Raw genomic sequence first — 14692 nt, forward strand, 5'->3', positions numbered from 1 at the left:
GACTATATTTTAATATTTCTTAAACGTAACGCATTGGCTATTACTGATACTGAACTAAAACTCATTGCTAAAGCAGCAATCATTGGAGATAATAACAATCCGAAAAATGGATATAATATTCCTGCTGCAATCGGTACACCGATAACATTATAAACAAAAGCAAAAAACAAGTTTTGTTGTATGTTTTTAACTACGCCATGACTTAAGTTTTTAGCTTTTACAATGCCTTGTAAATCTCCTTTAACTAAAGTAATTGTAGCACTTTCAATAGCAACATCGGTTCCTGTTCCCATTGCAATACCAACGTCCGACTGTGCTAAAGCTGGTGCATCATTAATACCATCTCCAGCCATAGCAACTACTTTTCCTTGTTGTTGCAATTTTTTTATTTCGTTTAGTTTATCCTCAGGAAGACATTCTGCTTTATAATGTTTTAGTTTTAATTGTTCTGCGACTGCTTTAGCTGTGTTTTTATTGTCACCAGTAAGCATAATAACTTCAATACCATTGTCCTGAAGTTGTTTTATAGCCTCTTGACTTGTCTTTTTAATGGCATCAAAAATAGTAACATATCCTACAGCTTCATTTTCTACGGTGATGTAAGACACTGTTTTTCCTTGTTCTTGCTCTGCAATTACTTGACTAGCTAAACTTTCTGATATAGAAATAGAGAATTGTTCTAATAATTTAGCATTTCCTAAAGCTACTTTTTTATTATCAATGGTACCAATAACGCCTTTTCCTGCTACAGCTTCAAAATCGTTTACTTTGGTAATAGCGACCTGTTTTGATTTACCATAATTGACAATAGCTTCTGCTAAAGGATGCTCGCTATATTGATTTAAAGAAGCAATGTAGTGGAGTAGTAGCTCTTGTTCAATTTTAGTAACAGCAATTACTTTTTCAACAGATGGTTTTCCTTCTGTAATCGTTCCTGTTTTATCTACAATAAGCACATCTACTTTATTCATTGTCTCTAAAGCTTCTGCATTTTTAATTAAGACACCAGATTGTGCACCTCTACCAACACCAACCATAACAGACATTGGTGTTGCTAACCCTAATGCACAAGGACAGGCAATAATTAATACAGCAATGGCATTTACAAACGCAAATACATACGCTGGTTCTGGACCAAAGACTGCCCAAAGAATAAAGGTAATTATAGAAACTAGTAATACGGTAGGTACAAAATACTTAGCAATTTTATCTGCCAGTTTCTGTATGGGTGCTTTAGAACGACTGGCGTTATTAACCATATGAATGATTTGAGAAAGTAATGTTTCCGAACCTACTTTTTCAGCTTTCATTACAAACGACTTTGTGCCATTTATGGTTCCTGAGGTTACTTTATCTGCTACAATCTTATCTACAGGAATAGGTTCTCCGGTAATCATAGATTCGTCAATACTACTCTGTCCTTCAACAATACTACCATCTACAGGTATTTTCTCTCCAGGTTTTACACGTAATAAATTGCCTTGTTCAATCTTATCAATTGCAATAACTTTGTCTTCGCCTTCTGTTACCAATGTTGCGGTTGCGGGTACTAATTTTAGTAATTCCTTTATTGCACCACTAGTTTGACTATGCGCTTTTGCTTCTAATAGTTGTCCTAATAATACTAAAGTTAGAATCACTGTTGCAGCTTCAAAATACACAAAAACATTGCCATCTGCGGTTTTAAAATCTATAGGAAATACGTCTGGAAATAACATAGCGAATACACTAAATAACCAGGCAATACCAGAACCTATTCCGATAAGCGTAAACATGTTAAAGTTTCTTGTTTTAATTGAAGTCCAAGCACGTGTAAAAAACATCCATGTGGCATAAAACACAACAGGAATAGATAATACAAACTGAATCCAATGCCATGTTTTTTGCTCTAAAACAGTATACAACGGATTATTGCTGAGCATTTCTGACATGGCTATTAAAAATATGGGCACAGTAAAAGCGACTGCAATCCAGAATTTTTTTAATAGTTTATTATAGGTTTTATCTTCTGCTGAAGCATCTGCTTCCAATGGCACTAAATCCATTCCGCAAATGGGACACGCTCCGGGTTCGCCTGTAATAACTTCAGGATGCATTGGGCACGTCCATTGCGTTGTTGTGGTATTTGATAGGTTTTGTTCTTCCACTAAATCCATTCCGCATACTGGGCAATCGCCAGATTTGTCATAGGTTTTATCGCCTTCGCAATGCATCGGACAGTAAAAAGTACCGGTACCATGTCCTTTTTTTATGTCTACGGACGTGGTACTATTTTCCTTAGTATGATTATGGTCTCCTAAATTATGTATGCTGTATCGACCACTATCGTTTTTTAAAGCCTCCTGAAAGGTTTCTAAGGCGATATGTGAATCCATTTCTATCGTAGCTTCTGCTTTTTCTAAATCAACTGTAGCTTTTAAAACACCTTTTACTTTTGAAAGCGTGTCTTCCACATGACTACGACATCCGTTGCAAGTCATTCCGTGTATGTGATATGTATGTTTCATTATTATTGAATTAAATAATTAATAATTGTCGTTTGTAAATAGTAACTTTTAATAGATTCTATTTGATTCATTTGAAACTTTAATTGCAGTTCCTGAATGTCTAATACATCATTAAAATCAATAGTGCCAGTTTCGTAACTTCTTACTAAAATCGATTCGGCATCCTTAGCTTGTTTTAAGTTTTTTACTTGTGTATTGTAACTTATTCTAGCTGATTTTCTATCGTTTATTACTTTGTCTAAAAGTGTTTCTAACGTATTTAAGCGATCTTGTTTCTGAAATTCAATTTCTTGTTGTTGCAATTTGTTTTGTTTGGTTTGTGATTTGTATTTCTTATTGAATATTGGGATTGAAACCGAAACCATTGGCATAACGATATCCTTTCCGTTATCATTAAAATTCATATTTGGTCTTTCTGAAATGGCGATATAATCTAAACCAAAACCAATCATTGGATTGCTTTCTTTCTGATTTACTAGTTCTGATTTTTCTACGGAAGCAAACAGTTTATCATACTTCAACAATTCTGGATGTAATACTAAATTTTCCAAATTTATTTCAAAATCTTCTGAAGGCATATGCAATGCATTTACAACATTTACAGCAATGGTTTTATCTCGATTTAGTAGCTTATTAAAATTAGTTTGCTCTGCTAAAAATTGTTGAATTAAGATGTCTAATAATTGTTGCATTTCATTCTGACGGATTTGCAATCGCATTACATCTACTGCAGATGCTTTACCAACTTCAACAGAGGTTAAAGCTAATGTTTCGTAGGTGTCTAATAATTTAATATTCTCGTTTAAAACTTCTTGCTTTGCTTTATTAGCGTAAAGATTATAATACGATTGGGACACCGAAGCAACAAGCTTTCGTTTAGCAATTACAATGTCTTCATATTTTGTATCAGCCAATGCGCTTACATAATTTTCACGAGACGTAATAGTACCAAACCAAGGAAACATTTGCTTTGCTGACACTTTAAAACGTTGTGCTCCTGTGCGTGTTTCTGGTTCACTTACAAAATAGCCAGAACTAAAATCGGTGTTTGGAAGCGTATTAACTTCATTCACTTTTTCTGTAGCAATAGCGTATTGTAATTCAAATTTCTGAATCTCAGGATTATTTTCCAAAGCAGTAGCAATGTAAGTTTCTAGTTCTTGTGAATTACCTTGTATAACAAAGAATAAAGAACAAAGAAGCAAGACAACTTTATGTTTGATATGATTTTTATTGTATTTCATTTTATGTTTTTTTAGTCTAAGCTATATTTTCTTTTTTCTGAAGTCTTTTTACTTTCAACTCTTCTCTCCAGCTATATAAAACCGGGACAATAAAGTAGGAGGTAATGTCAATAACCATCCCTCCAAATATTGGAATTGCCATCGGAATCATGATATCACTTCCTTTACCGGTGGATGTTAAAACGGGTAACAACGCTAAAATGGTGGTTACTGTAGTCATTAAACACGGACGAATACGTTTTTCGGCAGCATGTAAGGCAGCAGCTCTAATACTTTTTTTGTCAGCAGGTTTTTCGCGATCAAAAGTTTGTGTTAGGTAGGTGGCCATAACCACACCATCATCGGTAGCAATACCAAATAGTGCAATAAAACCAACCCAAACAGCGACACTTAAATTAATGGTTTTCATGTTAAAGAGGTCTCGCATATTCTCGCCAAACAAGCTAAAATTGAAAAACCAATCTTGACCATATAACCAAATCATAATAAAACCACCAGCAAATGCAACTGTAATTCCGGTAAATACCATTAATGATGTGCTAACAGATTTAAACTGAAAATAAAGTATTAAAAAGATGATAGCCAATGCTAACGGAACGACCACAGACAATGTTTTTTCTGCACGCAATTGATTCTCATAAGTACCTGTGAATTTATAACTGATTCCTTTTGGAATCATTAGATCTCCAGATTCTATTTTTTGTTGAAACAAGGCTTGTGCATTTTCGACAACATCAACTTCTGCAAAACCATCCAATTTATCAAACAAGACATACCCAACTAAAAAGGTGTCTTCACTTTTTATGACTTGTGGACCTTGTTCGTATTTAATAGTTGCCAATTCACTTAAAGGAACTGGACTACCCGTTTCTACAGGAATATAAATGTCTTTTAAATCTTCCGGATTACCACGTAACTCTCTTGGGTAACGTACTCTTACAGCATAACGTTCTCGTCCTTCAACGGTTTGTGTTAATGCCATACCACCAATGGCTACTTTTAAAACACTTTGTACATCTGCTATTGAAATACCATAACGTGCTATTTTTTCTCTGTCGATATCAATTAATAAGTAGGGTTTACCAACAATTCTATCTGCAAAAACAGCTTCTATTTTAACGCCTTCCGCTTGTTTTAGTAGTCGTTCCAATTCTAAGCCAAACGCTTCAATTTGTTTTAAATCTTGACCTTTTACTTTAATTCCCATTGGCGCACGCATACCGGTTTGTAGCATGACCAATCGGGTTTCAATAGGTTGTAATTTTGGTGCAGACGTCACGCCTGGTAATTTGGTGACACGTACAATTTCGTTCCAAATATCATCAGGACTTTTAATTTCTGGTCTCCAGTTTCTGTAATATTCACCGTTATTATCTTCGATAAGTTGAGACCTTTCGACTGCGCTCAAGGTGACATTTTTGGTGCTATTTGGATTTGCAATAAAACGTCCATCTTTCAATTCAAACATCCCATCAGCATTAACTTTATAACGCTGTCTTTTTCCTTCGGAATTGCGCATGTATTCCGATTTATATTGAATCATGTTTTCATACATGGATAAAGGCGCAGGATCTAAAGGCGAATCTGTTCTACCAGCTTTTCCTACTACAGTTTCAATTTCTGGAATAGTCGCAACCGCCATGTCTAATTGCTGAAGCACACGTTTATTTTCTTCAACACCAGCATGAGGCAAGGAGGTTGGCATTAATAAAAATGAGCCTTCATTTAAGGAAGGCATAAACTCTTTTCCTGTATTTTTCATAATCCAAAATCCAGATACCAGAACGGTCGCAGGAATTATTAAAAACAATACTTTATTGGCTAGAGCCCAGTTTAGAATCTGACTATAATACCTTCTGAAAATAGAAAACACACCTAAAATTCCGAAGCAAATAATGGCGACAAAAATAAGATTGACAATGATACTGCGGTTAAAACCTAATGGTCTCCAATATTCGGCAAGTAGAAAAACAATTGCAATCGAGGAAATAATAATATTTATGAGGTTGATTTGCTTCTTATCTATTTTACCTAAAACACCTAATAAACCAGTGATTCCGAAAGCCACTAAGAGTAAACCTAACCAAAACCCGTAAATAATAATTGCAATTCCCGCAAGTATTAAAACGCCATTTAAAAAATATCTAAATGAATTTTTTAATGTTGTTTTTCTGAATAAATACGCTGCAAATGGTGGAATTAAAAACAAGGCAATAACCAAAGATGCTGATAAAGCCATCGTTTTTGTAAAGGCTAAGGGTCTAAATAATTTTCCTTCGGCACCAATCATCGTAAATACAGGTACAAAACTGATAATGGTAGTTAAAACTGCAGTTAATATAGCTCCAGAAACTTCTGCAGTAGCGTTATAAATAACCTCATTTATAGTGTATGCTGTACCATCTTCGCGAAGTCTTAAAGCATCATCATCGAGGTGTCGAATCATATTTTCGGCAAGTATGACGCCAACATCAACCATAGTTCCAATAGCAATAGCAATACCAGAAAGCGCAACAATATTGGCATCTACGTCAAATAGTTTCATGGCAACAAAAACCATTAAGACTGCAACTGGTAATAATCCTGAAATTAAAATGGAAGCTCTTAAATTAAAAACCATTATTATAATCACCAAAATGGTAATTAATATCTCTAATGTCAATGCTTCGTTAAGGGTGTCTAAGGTTTCTACAATCAATTCTGTACGATCGTAAAAAGGAACCACCGTTAATTGCGATGTACGTCCATCTGCTAAAACCTTAGAAGGTAAACCACCTTTTAATTCGTTAATTTTAGCTTTTACATTGGTAATGACTTCCATAGGATTGGCTCCATATCTTGCTACTACAACACCACCAACAACTTCTGCACCTTCTTTGTCTAAAATCCCTCTTCGTGCAGCAGGACCTAAGGTAACCTTACCGATATCTTTAATTTTAATAGCCGTAAAGTCGGCGGAAGTCACTACAGCATTTTCAATATCTTTAACAGATTTTACATACCCTAAACCACGTACTAAATATTCCGCTTGATTAATCTCTAACGTCTGTGCTCCAATGTCTTGATTACTATTTTTAACTGCTTTTACAACTTGGTTTAAACCAATATTGTATTGGCGCATTAATTCGGGATTAACATCGACTTGATATTCTTGAACATAACCACCAATAGAAGCGACTTCAGCAACACCACTAGCAGAAGATAAACCGTATTTTACATAGTAATCCTGAATACTTCTTAGTTCTTGTAAGTCCCAACCGCCAGTTACGTTTCCATTTTCATCTCTACCTTCAAGTGTGTACCAATATATTTGGCCTAAACCTGTGGCATCAGGTCCTAAAGCAGGATTTATACCTTCTGGCAATAAGTTACTTGGTAAAGAATTTAGCTTTTCTAAAATACGACTACGACTCCAGTAAAACTCAATATCTTCTTCAAAAATGACGTAGATACTAGAGAATCCAAACATAGACGAGCTACGAATGGTTTTTACTCCAGGAATTCCCAATAGGGAAGAAGTTAATGGATAGGTAATTTGATCCTCAATATCTTGAGGCGATCGGCCATCCCATTTTGTGAATACAATTTGTTGGTTTTCGCCAATATCAGGAATGGCATCCACAGCAACAGGATCGCTTGGTAAAAAGCCAGTGTCCCAATTAAATGGTGCATTTACAGTTCCCCAACCAATAAAAAGGGCGAGTAATAATACGGCTACGAGTTTATTTTCTATTAGAAATTTAATGCTTCTATTTAGCATAAGGTTTGATGTTTAAAACAATTAGAAAGAGATGTTATTCCAAATAGGAAAACACCGAATACAGTACATTATCCTAATGATATAAATCACTGGATAATACAGTCTATTGTTTTAAAATCAGATTAAATAAGTCTCGTCTAACTTAAAGATTTGAGTTCTGACGAGTGGTGGGTGATACGTTTCAAACGTAGAGGTGTTATTTTCGACACCTTCAAAAAGATTGATATACGTATAAACAAATGAAGCTATAAAAACTTGTTGTTCAAAAGAAATTTGGTCTACTTGTAGTTGTAATTCATTTTGACCATCAACTACTAATTGTTCATCATTACAGCAGTTTTTCTTTGTAATAGAACATTTTTTAGTTGCAGGTTTTTCCATTTTCATGCCGCAACCTTCTGCTTTGTTAAACAATGCAGTTTCTACTAAAGTATCGCCACAATAATGCATGTTCATAGTGAATGACAGTGTAGAGAATAACACTACAAAAGCCATTGCAAAAGACATTATTTTATGGAATACTTGCTTCATAATTAATTGCAAAGGTAATGTTTTTAAGTAATTGGCAATTTTGTTTAACAGAAGTTTATAGTAAAGCAACTGTTGAAAGAGTTACCATTTAGTCCATTTTGTTTTTTTATAAATGAAGTATTTCGACTAGATTTAAGAGTCTAAAAAATCCCGAAAACTTATGCTTTCGGGATTTTATTATTATTTAATAAAATTATATTTTTCTTATTTAGTAAAAGGTACTGCTATACGAGTAGTTCCCCAACCTAAATGCATGTTGATTGCACCATCAGCTTCATCAAAAACAATTGAGAAAGCATCTAAATCTTCTCCAGAAGTTACTGGTACAGATAATCGTGCAACATCGTTAGCTTCATTATAAAAATAAGAACCCCAAACATTTAAATCTGTACTGATTATTGCAGTCCATTCTTTTTCGTCAGGAATTAAATAAAAAGTATATGTTCCAACTTTAACACTAGAATCTCCAAGTTTCATATCTGTAAAAAGTGTTAATTCTGCAGCTTCGTTTGCTCCAACTCTCCAAACTTTACCATTTGGTGCTAAAGTTGCTAAGTCTCTTCCTTTAAGTTGTGGACGGCTATAAATTATTTTTATTAATTTATTAGCCTCTTTGTAATTTGTAGGGAAAGCAGCAGCATCCATTGGGCTTTTGTCTAATTTCGCGAATTTTTGTGCGCTTACATTTGTTGATAATAAAAGTGCGAATACAAATACAAGACTTGTTAATAGGGTTGTTTTTTTCATGATTTTAATTTTAAATGTTTTTTTTGATTTTAAACAGTCGTTTTACTTTGCTAAAGTTAACAATACTTGGTTAACCTTTTTTAATTTGAATTGTAAATCATGCGATTAATTAGATTTCGATGAAAAATATGTATTTTTATATGAAAATTTAGAAACATGAAACTTTTAAGTTTTGGTCGCGATTTTAAACCCGATCAACAAGTTATTCTACGAGATTACCTAGCCATAGAACGTACACGTTTAGCAAATGAACGCACATTGCTATCCTACATACGTTCGTCGCTTTATTTACTCTTAGGAAGTCTCGCTTTGTATCAGGTTAAAGAATTTCCAAACTTTAAATATTTAACTATTATCGGTTTAGTTTTTAGTGTCTTATTTTTTATTATTGGAGTGTACAGGTTCTCCATGCTTAAAAGAAGCTTAAAGCGTCTGTATTATATGGCAGAGGAGAAGTAGTGTGGTAGTTGTTTGTTAATAATTTTTGGTTGTGAGGTGATTGTATTCGCTTGGTTACTTTAGTATCTCTAGTTTTTTCGATGTTTGTTAATGTTGTCTCTTAGTTCTTTATAACAAAAAAAGCCTCAGAATTAACTGAAGCTTTTAGTTTTATTTTAAATGAAATTTAAAAGTGCTACTTGCGCATCACTTTAACATTCATTTCTTCTATTTTTCTATCAGATAATAATGAAGGTGCTCCAAAAAGTAAATCTTCACTAGTTCCTGTTTTTGGAAATGCCATAACCTCTCTAATAGATGCTTTTTTCTCTAAAATCATCATTAATCGGTCTACACCCCAAGCAATTCCGCCGTGTGGTGGTGCTCCATAATGGAAGGCTTTATACATAGTACCAACGCTTTTAAGCATTTCTTCCTTGTTGTAACCCATATTCTTGTATGTGGCTTCTAAAATTTCTGGTTTGTGTGCACGAACAGAGCCTCCTCCAATTTCGTAACCATTCAGAATTAAATCATATTGCTGTGCAATAATGCTTCCAATTTCATCTTCGTTACCATTCATATGCTTCTCAATATCATATATTGCAGGCATTGAGAACGGGTTGTGCGTAAACGTCCAACGGCCTTCATCTGTTTTTTCAAACATCGGAAAATCTACCACCCAAGCAGGTCGTAATTCTTTAGGGTTAATCAAACGTAACATGCTTCCTAACTCTTGGCGCACCGCATCCAAAGCTTTGTTAGCTGTTTCATAATCGGCAGCCGAGAAAAACACAATATCACCAACTTTAGCGTTGGTAGTTTTTATAATTCCAGCAGCAATATCTTCACCTAAAAACTTGATAATTGGCGATTGTAAATCATTTTCATTTACAATAATATATGCTAAACCGCCTAAACCATGTTGTTGTGCAATGCCGGTAAGTTTTTCAATTTGTCCTTTAGATAAACGTTTTTTGCCTTGTTCTTCGGCAGAAACTTTTATACATTTTACAATACCACCTTCATCAATAGGTTTGCTAAATACTTGGAAACTAGTGTCTTTTACAATTTCTGTAATATCTTGTAATTTTAATCCGAAACGTAAATCTGGACGGTCGCAACCGTAAAAATCCATGGCTTCCTTATATGTAATTACTTCAAACGGATGTAAAACCCATTTTTTTCCATAAATTTTCTTCACAATCGCGTTAAACATTTTCGTGTTTAAATCGATAATTTGTTGCATACTCGCGTAAGCCATTTCTATATCGAGCTGTGTAAATTCTGGTTGGCGATCACCACGAGAATCTTCATCTCTAAAACAACGTGCAATTTGGAAATATTTCTCATAACCACTAACCATCAACATTTGTTTAAACTGTTGTGGGGCTTGTGGTAACGTGTAAAATGCGCCAGCTTGTTTACGAGTTGGTACAATAAACTCACGAGCGCCTTCATCGGTACCAGCGCTTAAAATAGGGGTTTCAATTTCAAGGAATTCTTGATCGTCTAAAATATCACGCATCATTTTAATCACCTTATGGCGATTCACGATTACACGACGTACATCATCATTTCTGTGATCTAAATATTTATATTGAAAACGAACATTTTCATTTGTTTTTGTAGCGCGTTTAATTTCAAAAGGAAGCGTTTTAGAGAGGTTCAAGATATCTAAATCGGTTGCTTCTAATTCTATAGTTCCTGTTTTTAAAGCCGCATTATAGTCGTCTTCTTTACGTTGAACAATAGTACCAGTCACGGTAATAACAGATTCTGGCTTAAGTTTTACAAGCTCGTCTAAATTGGCGAAAGATTCTCGGCTTAAACGGACTTGGAAAATTTGAGTACTCGAATCGCGTAAATCAATAAACATTAATTCACCATGATCTCGTACAGAAGAAACCCATCCAGAAAAAGTAACCGTTTCTGCAATGTTATCTTCAGATACATCTGAGATTAAATGCGTTCTATATTCGTCTTTTATAATCAAAGGAATTTCTGGTAGAACTTCCTCTTCTTTTTGTTTTACAGTTTGAACTTTGTTCGTATCTGGTTGTTGACTAGTGGCAACGGCTTCAATATTAGCTCCAGAAGTTTGAACTTGTTTTAAAATCCCTTCACGAATTACTTTTCCTGAAGCACCTTTACCAATTATAGCAATTACCTTTCCTACTAAAATACCTGCTTTTCCTTGGTTTCCAGATTTAATATCATTGGCAACAGCTTCATTTTCAGAAATGACTTTAGCAATGGCATTCTCTATTTTTTCTTCGGAAATAGTATTGGCTTCAAAATACGTTTTGTAATCGAATTTTGAATCTTCTAACAACGACTTAATAGCGTTTTGAGCTAAAACAGGCGTTACATTTTCGTTTTTAAATAAGCTAAAAATTTCTATAAAGTCAGCAATATTTTCAATGCTTGTATAGTCTTCTGCTTTAATATTATTGGTTAACGTTTTTGCAACGAATGATGGATCTTTCAATTCATTATTAATCGCAACAAAGGTTTCCGAACGTAATGAATCGGCTGTAAAAAACTTAGCATCCTGTGGTAAAACACCACCCTTTATTAAAATAGATTCTACAGCAAAAGGGAGTGTGCTTAAATCAACATCAATAGATTCTACAACGTCTTTAATGCTTACAAAAGGTAAATCTGGCTCCGAAATAAAACGGTAATCGGCCTCAAATTCCTTTTTTCGCATGGTTTTAGTTTGCTTTAAATCGGCATCCCAAAGCACCGTAGTTTGGTCTGGTCTAAAAGCTTTATTCTCGATGTAATAATTAAGTTGCTTTTCTACTTCTTCCTTCAAAGCATCAATCATAAACTTAAACGAGTTTAAGTTTTTAATCTCAGTTCTCGGGTTTAGTTCGTAGCTCTGTTTTTTACGAAGCGATACAGAAACATCCGATTTAAACTCTCCTTTTTCAAGGTTAGCTTCAGATATTTTTAAGTTTTGAACAATACGCTGAATGTATTGCGCATAGGTTGAAGCATCTTCAATATGGCGAATACAAGGTTCTGTAACAATTTCAATAAGTGGAACACCTGCTTTGTTGAAATCAACTAGAGATATTTTTTTCTCATGCATCAATTTCGCAGCATCTTCCTCAATGTGAACTTGCGTTAAATTCACCGTAAATTGCGATCCATCATTTCTGAAACAAGATACTTGTCCGTCAGGAATAACAGGATTATGAAACTGTGTAATTTGTATGTTTTTCGGGTTGTCTGGGTATTCGTAATGTTTTCTATCCCAAGAAATCACTTCGTTTTCAAACGTAGATTTCACCGCTTTACCAAAGTAAATAGCCTTTGTAATAGCTGCTTTATTAATCGATGGTAAAACACCCATTTGGCCAGTACAAACCGAACAAATGTTTTGGTTAGGTGTGTCTATTTCTTCGTTTGGACAAGAACAGAATAATTTTGATTTTGTGTTTAATCGTACGTGTGTTTCCAGACCGATTACTAACTCTAATTCGTGCTTTTTAAGTAGCTCGTTTAATTGCTCTAATTCCATTATATCGTATCTTTTAAGAAGTTAGCAAACTTCAAAACGAGTTCGTCATTATGTTTTGCTGCCGTAATTTGTAAACCAGTTGCTGTACCTTGTGGAACAGTTAAAGTGGGTAATTGCCCTAAGCTGAAACCAACGGTATAAGCATCGGATAAATACATGGCGTGCGGATCTTTTAAACTGTCGCCAATTTTTGGAGGCGTATTTGGTGTTACCGGTGAAAGTATGATATCTACATCTTTAAAATCATCTTCGAAATTAGCCGAAATGGTATCGCGAAGTGCTAAACCTTTCAAATAAATTTCATCGGAAAATCCTTGAGATAATACTTGATTTCCACCAACGATACGGCGTTTTGTTTCTTCGGAAAAATTCTCCGAACGTGTTACCGAATAGGTTTCTTTTAGATTATCACCTTCAATTCTGTTACCGTAATTTGTACCGTCTAAACGCGATAGGTTTGAAGCGGTTTCGGCCATAGCCAAAGTATAATATGTAGATACTAAAGTTTCAGATTCAAAGAAGTCTAATGCTTTAACTTCAATACCTTTTGCTTTAATTTTTTCGATAGCTTGTAAAAAATCAGCTTTTACTTTGGGATCAATCGCTGGGCTTTCAATAAAGTTTTTAAAGTATCCAACGGTTTTGATACCTTCGGAATTTAAAAGTTGCGCCTGAGATATTTCCGCGGAAGCGTAAGAGGTTTGATCTTTAATATCTTTGCCACTCATTACGTTTAGTACAATACGAATATCTTCGATAGATTGTGCAATAGGTCCAACGCAGTCTGTAGACGATGCATAAGCCATTAAACCATAACGAGAAATACGACCGTAACTTGGTTTTAAACCATAAACATTATTGTAGCCAGCAGGTTGGCGAACCGAACCTCCTGTATCTCCACCAATAGAAAAAACGGTGTAATTTTTTGCAACATTTACTGCAGAACCACCACTAGAACCACCACCAACTAAATCGGGGTTTATAGCGTTTTTTACCGCGCCAAAAATGGTGTTTTCTGAAGATGAACCATGACCAAAACTATCGCAATTTTCTTTTACCAAAGGAATAGCTCCTGCATTCAATAAATTTTGAATGGCCGTTGCCGTATATGCAGCTTTGTAGTTTTTTAACAGGTTAGAACTCGCCGTTGTTAGCGTGCCCTGAACCATGTAAACATCTTTAATACCAAAAGGAATGCCTTCTAGCAAACCAATAGTTTCGCCGTTGGCAATTTTAGCATCTACTTTGGCTGCTAAATCTAGCGCCATAGTATCTAACATGGCGTTAACCGTGTTGTGCGTATTTTGTTTTAATTGGGCTAATTTGTCTTGCACTAATGCTGTGCAAGTTATTTCTTTATCCACCAATTGCTGATGGATTTTGAGTATTTGAGAATCCATATTTATTCTTCTATCACTTTAGAGACTACTAAATATCCGTTTTTTTCCTTCGGAAAGTTTTCGATGATGATCTGTTTTTCAATTACAGAACTTTCAATAACAACATCGTCTCTTAAATCGTTTATTGAGACAGAATTATTATGATTATTATTAAAGGTATTATTATTTGTTGGCTGTGCATTTTTAATCACATCAAATAATTTGTTGACAGCCTCGGAGGGTTGTGCACCTTTAATACTCGACAGAATGTCGACGGTCATAATTTTACTCATGTCTTAATTTTTATATTACTAAGTGAAACTTATAAGCTAGCAAAATTACGAAAGTTTTTATTGGTGCGGAAGCTTATGCAATGTAAAGTTAGAATGCTATTTTATTGATGAAATGCCCTATGAAAATGCAGGTTATTCCCGAAATTGATGATAAATTTATATTCAAAAATGGTATTATTTAAAAATATGAAAGTATTAACCTTTTGGTGGAAATGTTAAACCCTATAGTTTATGTGGTTTTATGATCTAAAAAAGATGCGT

Annotated in this window: 8 protein-coding genes and 2 pseudogenes; 1 reads left to right on the plus strand and 9 read right to left on the minus strand. The window is 34.5% G+C overall.

Annotated features, from left to right (window positions below):
• Positions 1-2: 2 nt before the first annotated feature.
• From BM246_RS16940 to BM246_RS16960, 5 genes are all read right to left on the minus strand, one after another.
• Positions 3-2507 carry a heavy metal translocating P-type ATPase gene (locus BM246_RS16940; RefSeq protein WP_074939598.1) on the minus strand — a complete coding sequence of 835 codons (2505 nt, stop codon included), beginning with the start codon at positions 2505-2507 and terminating at the stop codon, positions 3-5.
• 2 nt (positions 2508-2509) lie between these two features.
• Positions 2510-3751, minus strand: coding sequence for a TolC family protein (locus BM246_RS16945; protein ID WP_074939601.1), 1242 nt, complete (start codon positions 3749-3751; stop codon positions 2510-2512).
• A 16-nt stretch (positions 3752-3767) separates the two neighbouring features.
• Entirely contained in the window at positions 3768-7511 is a 3744-nt protein-coding gene (locus BM246_RS16950) for an efflux RND transporter permease subunit (RefSeq protein WP_074939604.1), read from the minus strand.
• Positions 7512-7628: 117 nt separating this feature from the next.
• Positions 7629-8042 carry an HYC_CC_PP family protein gene (locus tag BM246_RS16955; protein WP_074939606.1) on the minus strand — a complete coding sequence of 138 codons (414 nt, stop codon included), beginning with the start codon at positions 8040-8042 and terminating at the stop codon, positions 7629-7631.
• Positions 8043-8246: 204 nt separating this feature from the next.
• Positions 8247-8789 (minus strand): DUF2911 domain-containing protein, encoded by a 543-nt coding sequence (locus BM246_RS16960; protein ID WP_074939609.1) that lies wholly within the window; start codon positions 8787-8789, stop codon positions 8247-8249.
• 156 nt (positions 8790-8945) lie between these two features.
• Here BM246_RS16960 and BM246_RS16965 point away from each other — a divergent pair, with 156 nt between their 5' ends.
• The gene (locus tag BM246_RS16965; protein WP_042499842.1) at positions 8946-9248 is read left to right on the plus strand and encodes a DUF202 domain-containing protein; all 303 of its coding nucleotides are present in this window, start codon (positions 8946-8948) and stop codon (positions 9246-9248) included.
• Between the two features lie 175 nt (positions 9249-9423).
• On the opposite strand, the pseudogene aspS reads toward BM246_RS16965, so the two are convergent.
• From aspS to BM246_RS16980, 4 genes and pseudogenes are all read right to left on the minus strand, one after another.
• Positions 9424-11253 (minus strand): annotated as a pseudogene (gene aspS / locus BM246_RS20255) (aspartate--tRNA ligase); the annotation flags it as partial.
• Between the two features lie 135 nt (positions 11254-11388).
• Positions 11389-12759 (minus strand): annotated as a pseudogene (gatB, locus tag BM246_RS20260) (Asp-tRNA(Asn)/Glu-tRNA(Gln) amidotransferase subunit GatB); the annotation flags it as partial.
• On the minus strand, positions 12759-14159 hold the full coding sequence (locus BM246_RS16975) for an amidase family protein (protein WP_074939615.1): 1401 nt from the start codon (positions 14157-14159) through the stop codon (positions 12759-12761). The gene BM246_RS16975 and the pseudogene gatB, both read right to left, overlap by 1 nt.
• A 2-nt stretch (positions 14160-14161) precedes the next feature.
• Positions 14162-14431, minus strand: coding sequence for an Asp-tRNA(Asn)/Glu-tRNA(Gln) amidotransferase subunit GatC (locus BM246_RS16980; RefSeq protein WP_042505694.1), 270 nt, complete (start codon positions 14429-14431; stop codon positions 14162-14164).
• Positions 14432-14692 lie beyond the last annotated feature (261 nt).

It is taken from the genome of Algibacter lectus (assembly GCF_900112395.1).
Taxonomy (GTDB): Bacteria; Bacteroidota; Bacteroidia; order Flavobacteriales; family Flavobacteriaceae; genus Algibacter; species Algibacter lectus.

Coding starts and splice junctions, on each gene's coding strand:
- BM246_RS16975 (WP_074939615.1), bottom strand. CDS start 14,159: ATGGATTCTCAAATACTCAAAATCCATCAGCAATTGGTGGATAAAGAA.
- BM246_RS16960 (WP_074939609.1), bottom strand. CDS start 8,789: ATGAAAAAAACAACCCTATTAACAAGTCTTGTATTTGTATTCGCACTT.
- BM246_RS16950 (WP_074939604.1), bottom strand. CDS start 7,511: ATGCTAAATAGAAGCATTAAATTTCTAATAGAAAATAAACTCGTAGCC.
- BM246_RS16955 (WP_074939606.1), bottom strand. CDS start 8,042: ATGAAGCAAGTATTCCATAAAATAATGTCTTTTGCAATGGCTTTTGTA.
- BM246_RS16940 (WP_074939598.1), bottom strand. CDS start 2,507: ATGAAACATACATATCACATACACGGAATGACTTGCAACGGATGTCGT.
- BM246_RS16945 (WP_074939601.1), bottom strand. CDS start 3,751: ATGAAATACAATAAAAATCATATCAAACATAAAGTTGTCTTGCTTCTT.
- BM246_RS16965 (WP_042499842.1), top strand. CDS start 8,946: ATGAAACTTTTAAGTTTTGGTCGCGATTTTAAACCCGATCAACAAGTT.
- BM246_RS16980 (WP_042505694.1), bottom strand. CDS start 14,431: ATGAGTAAAATTATGACCGTCGACATTCTGTCGAGTATTAAAGGTGCA.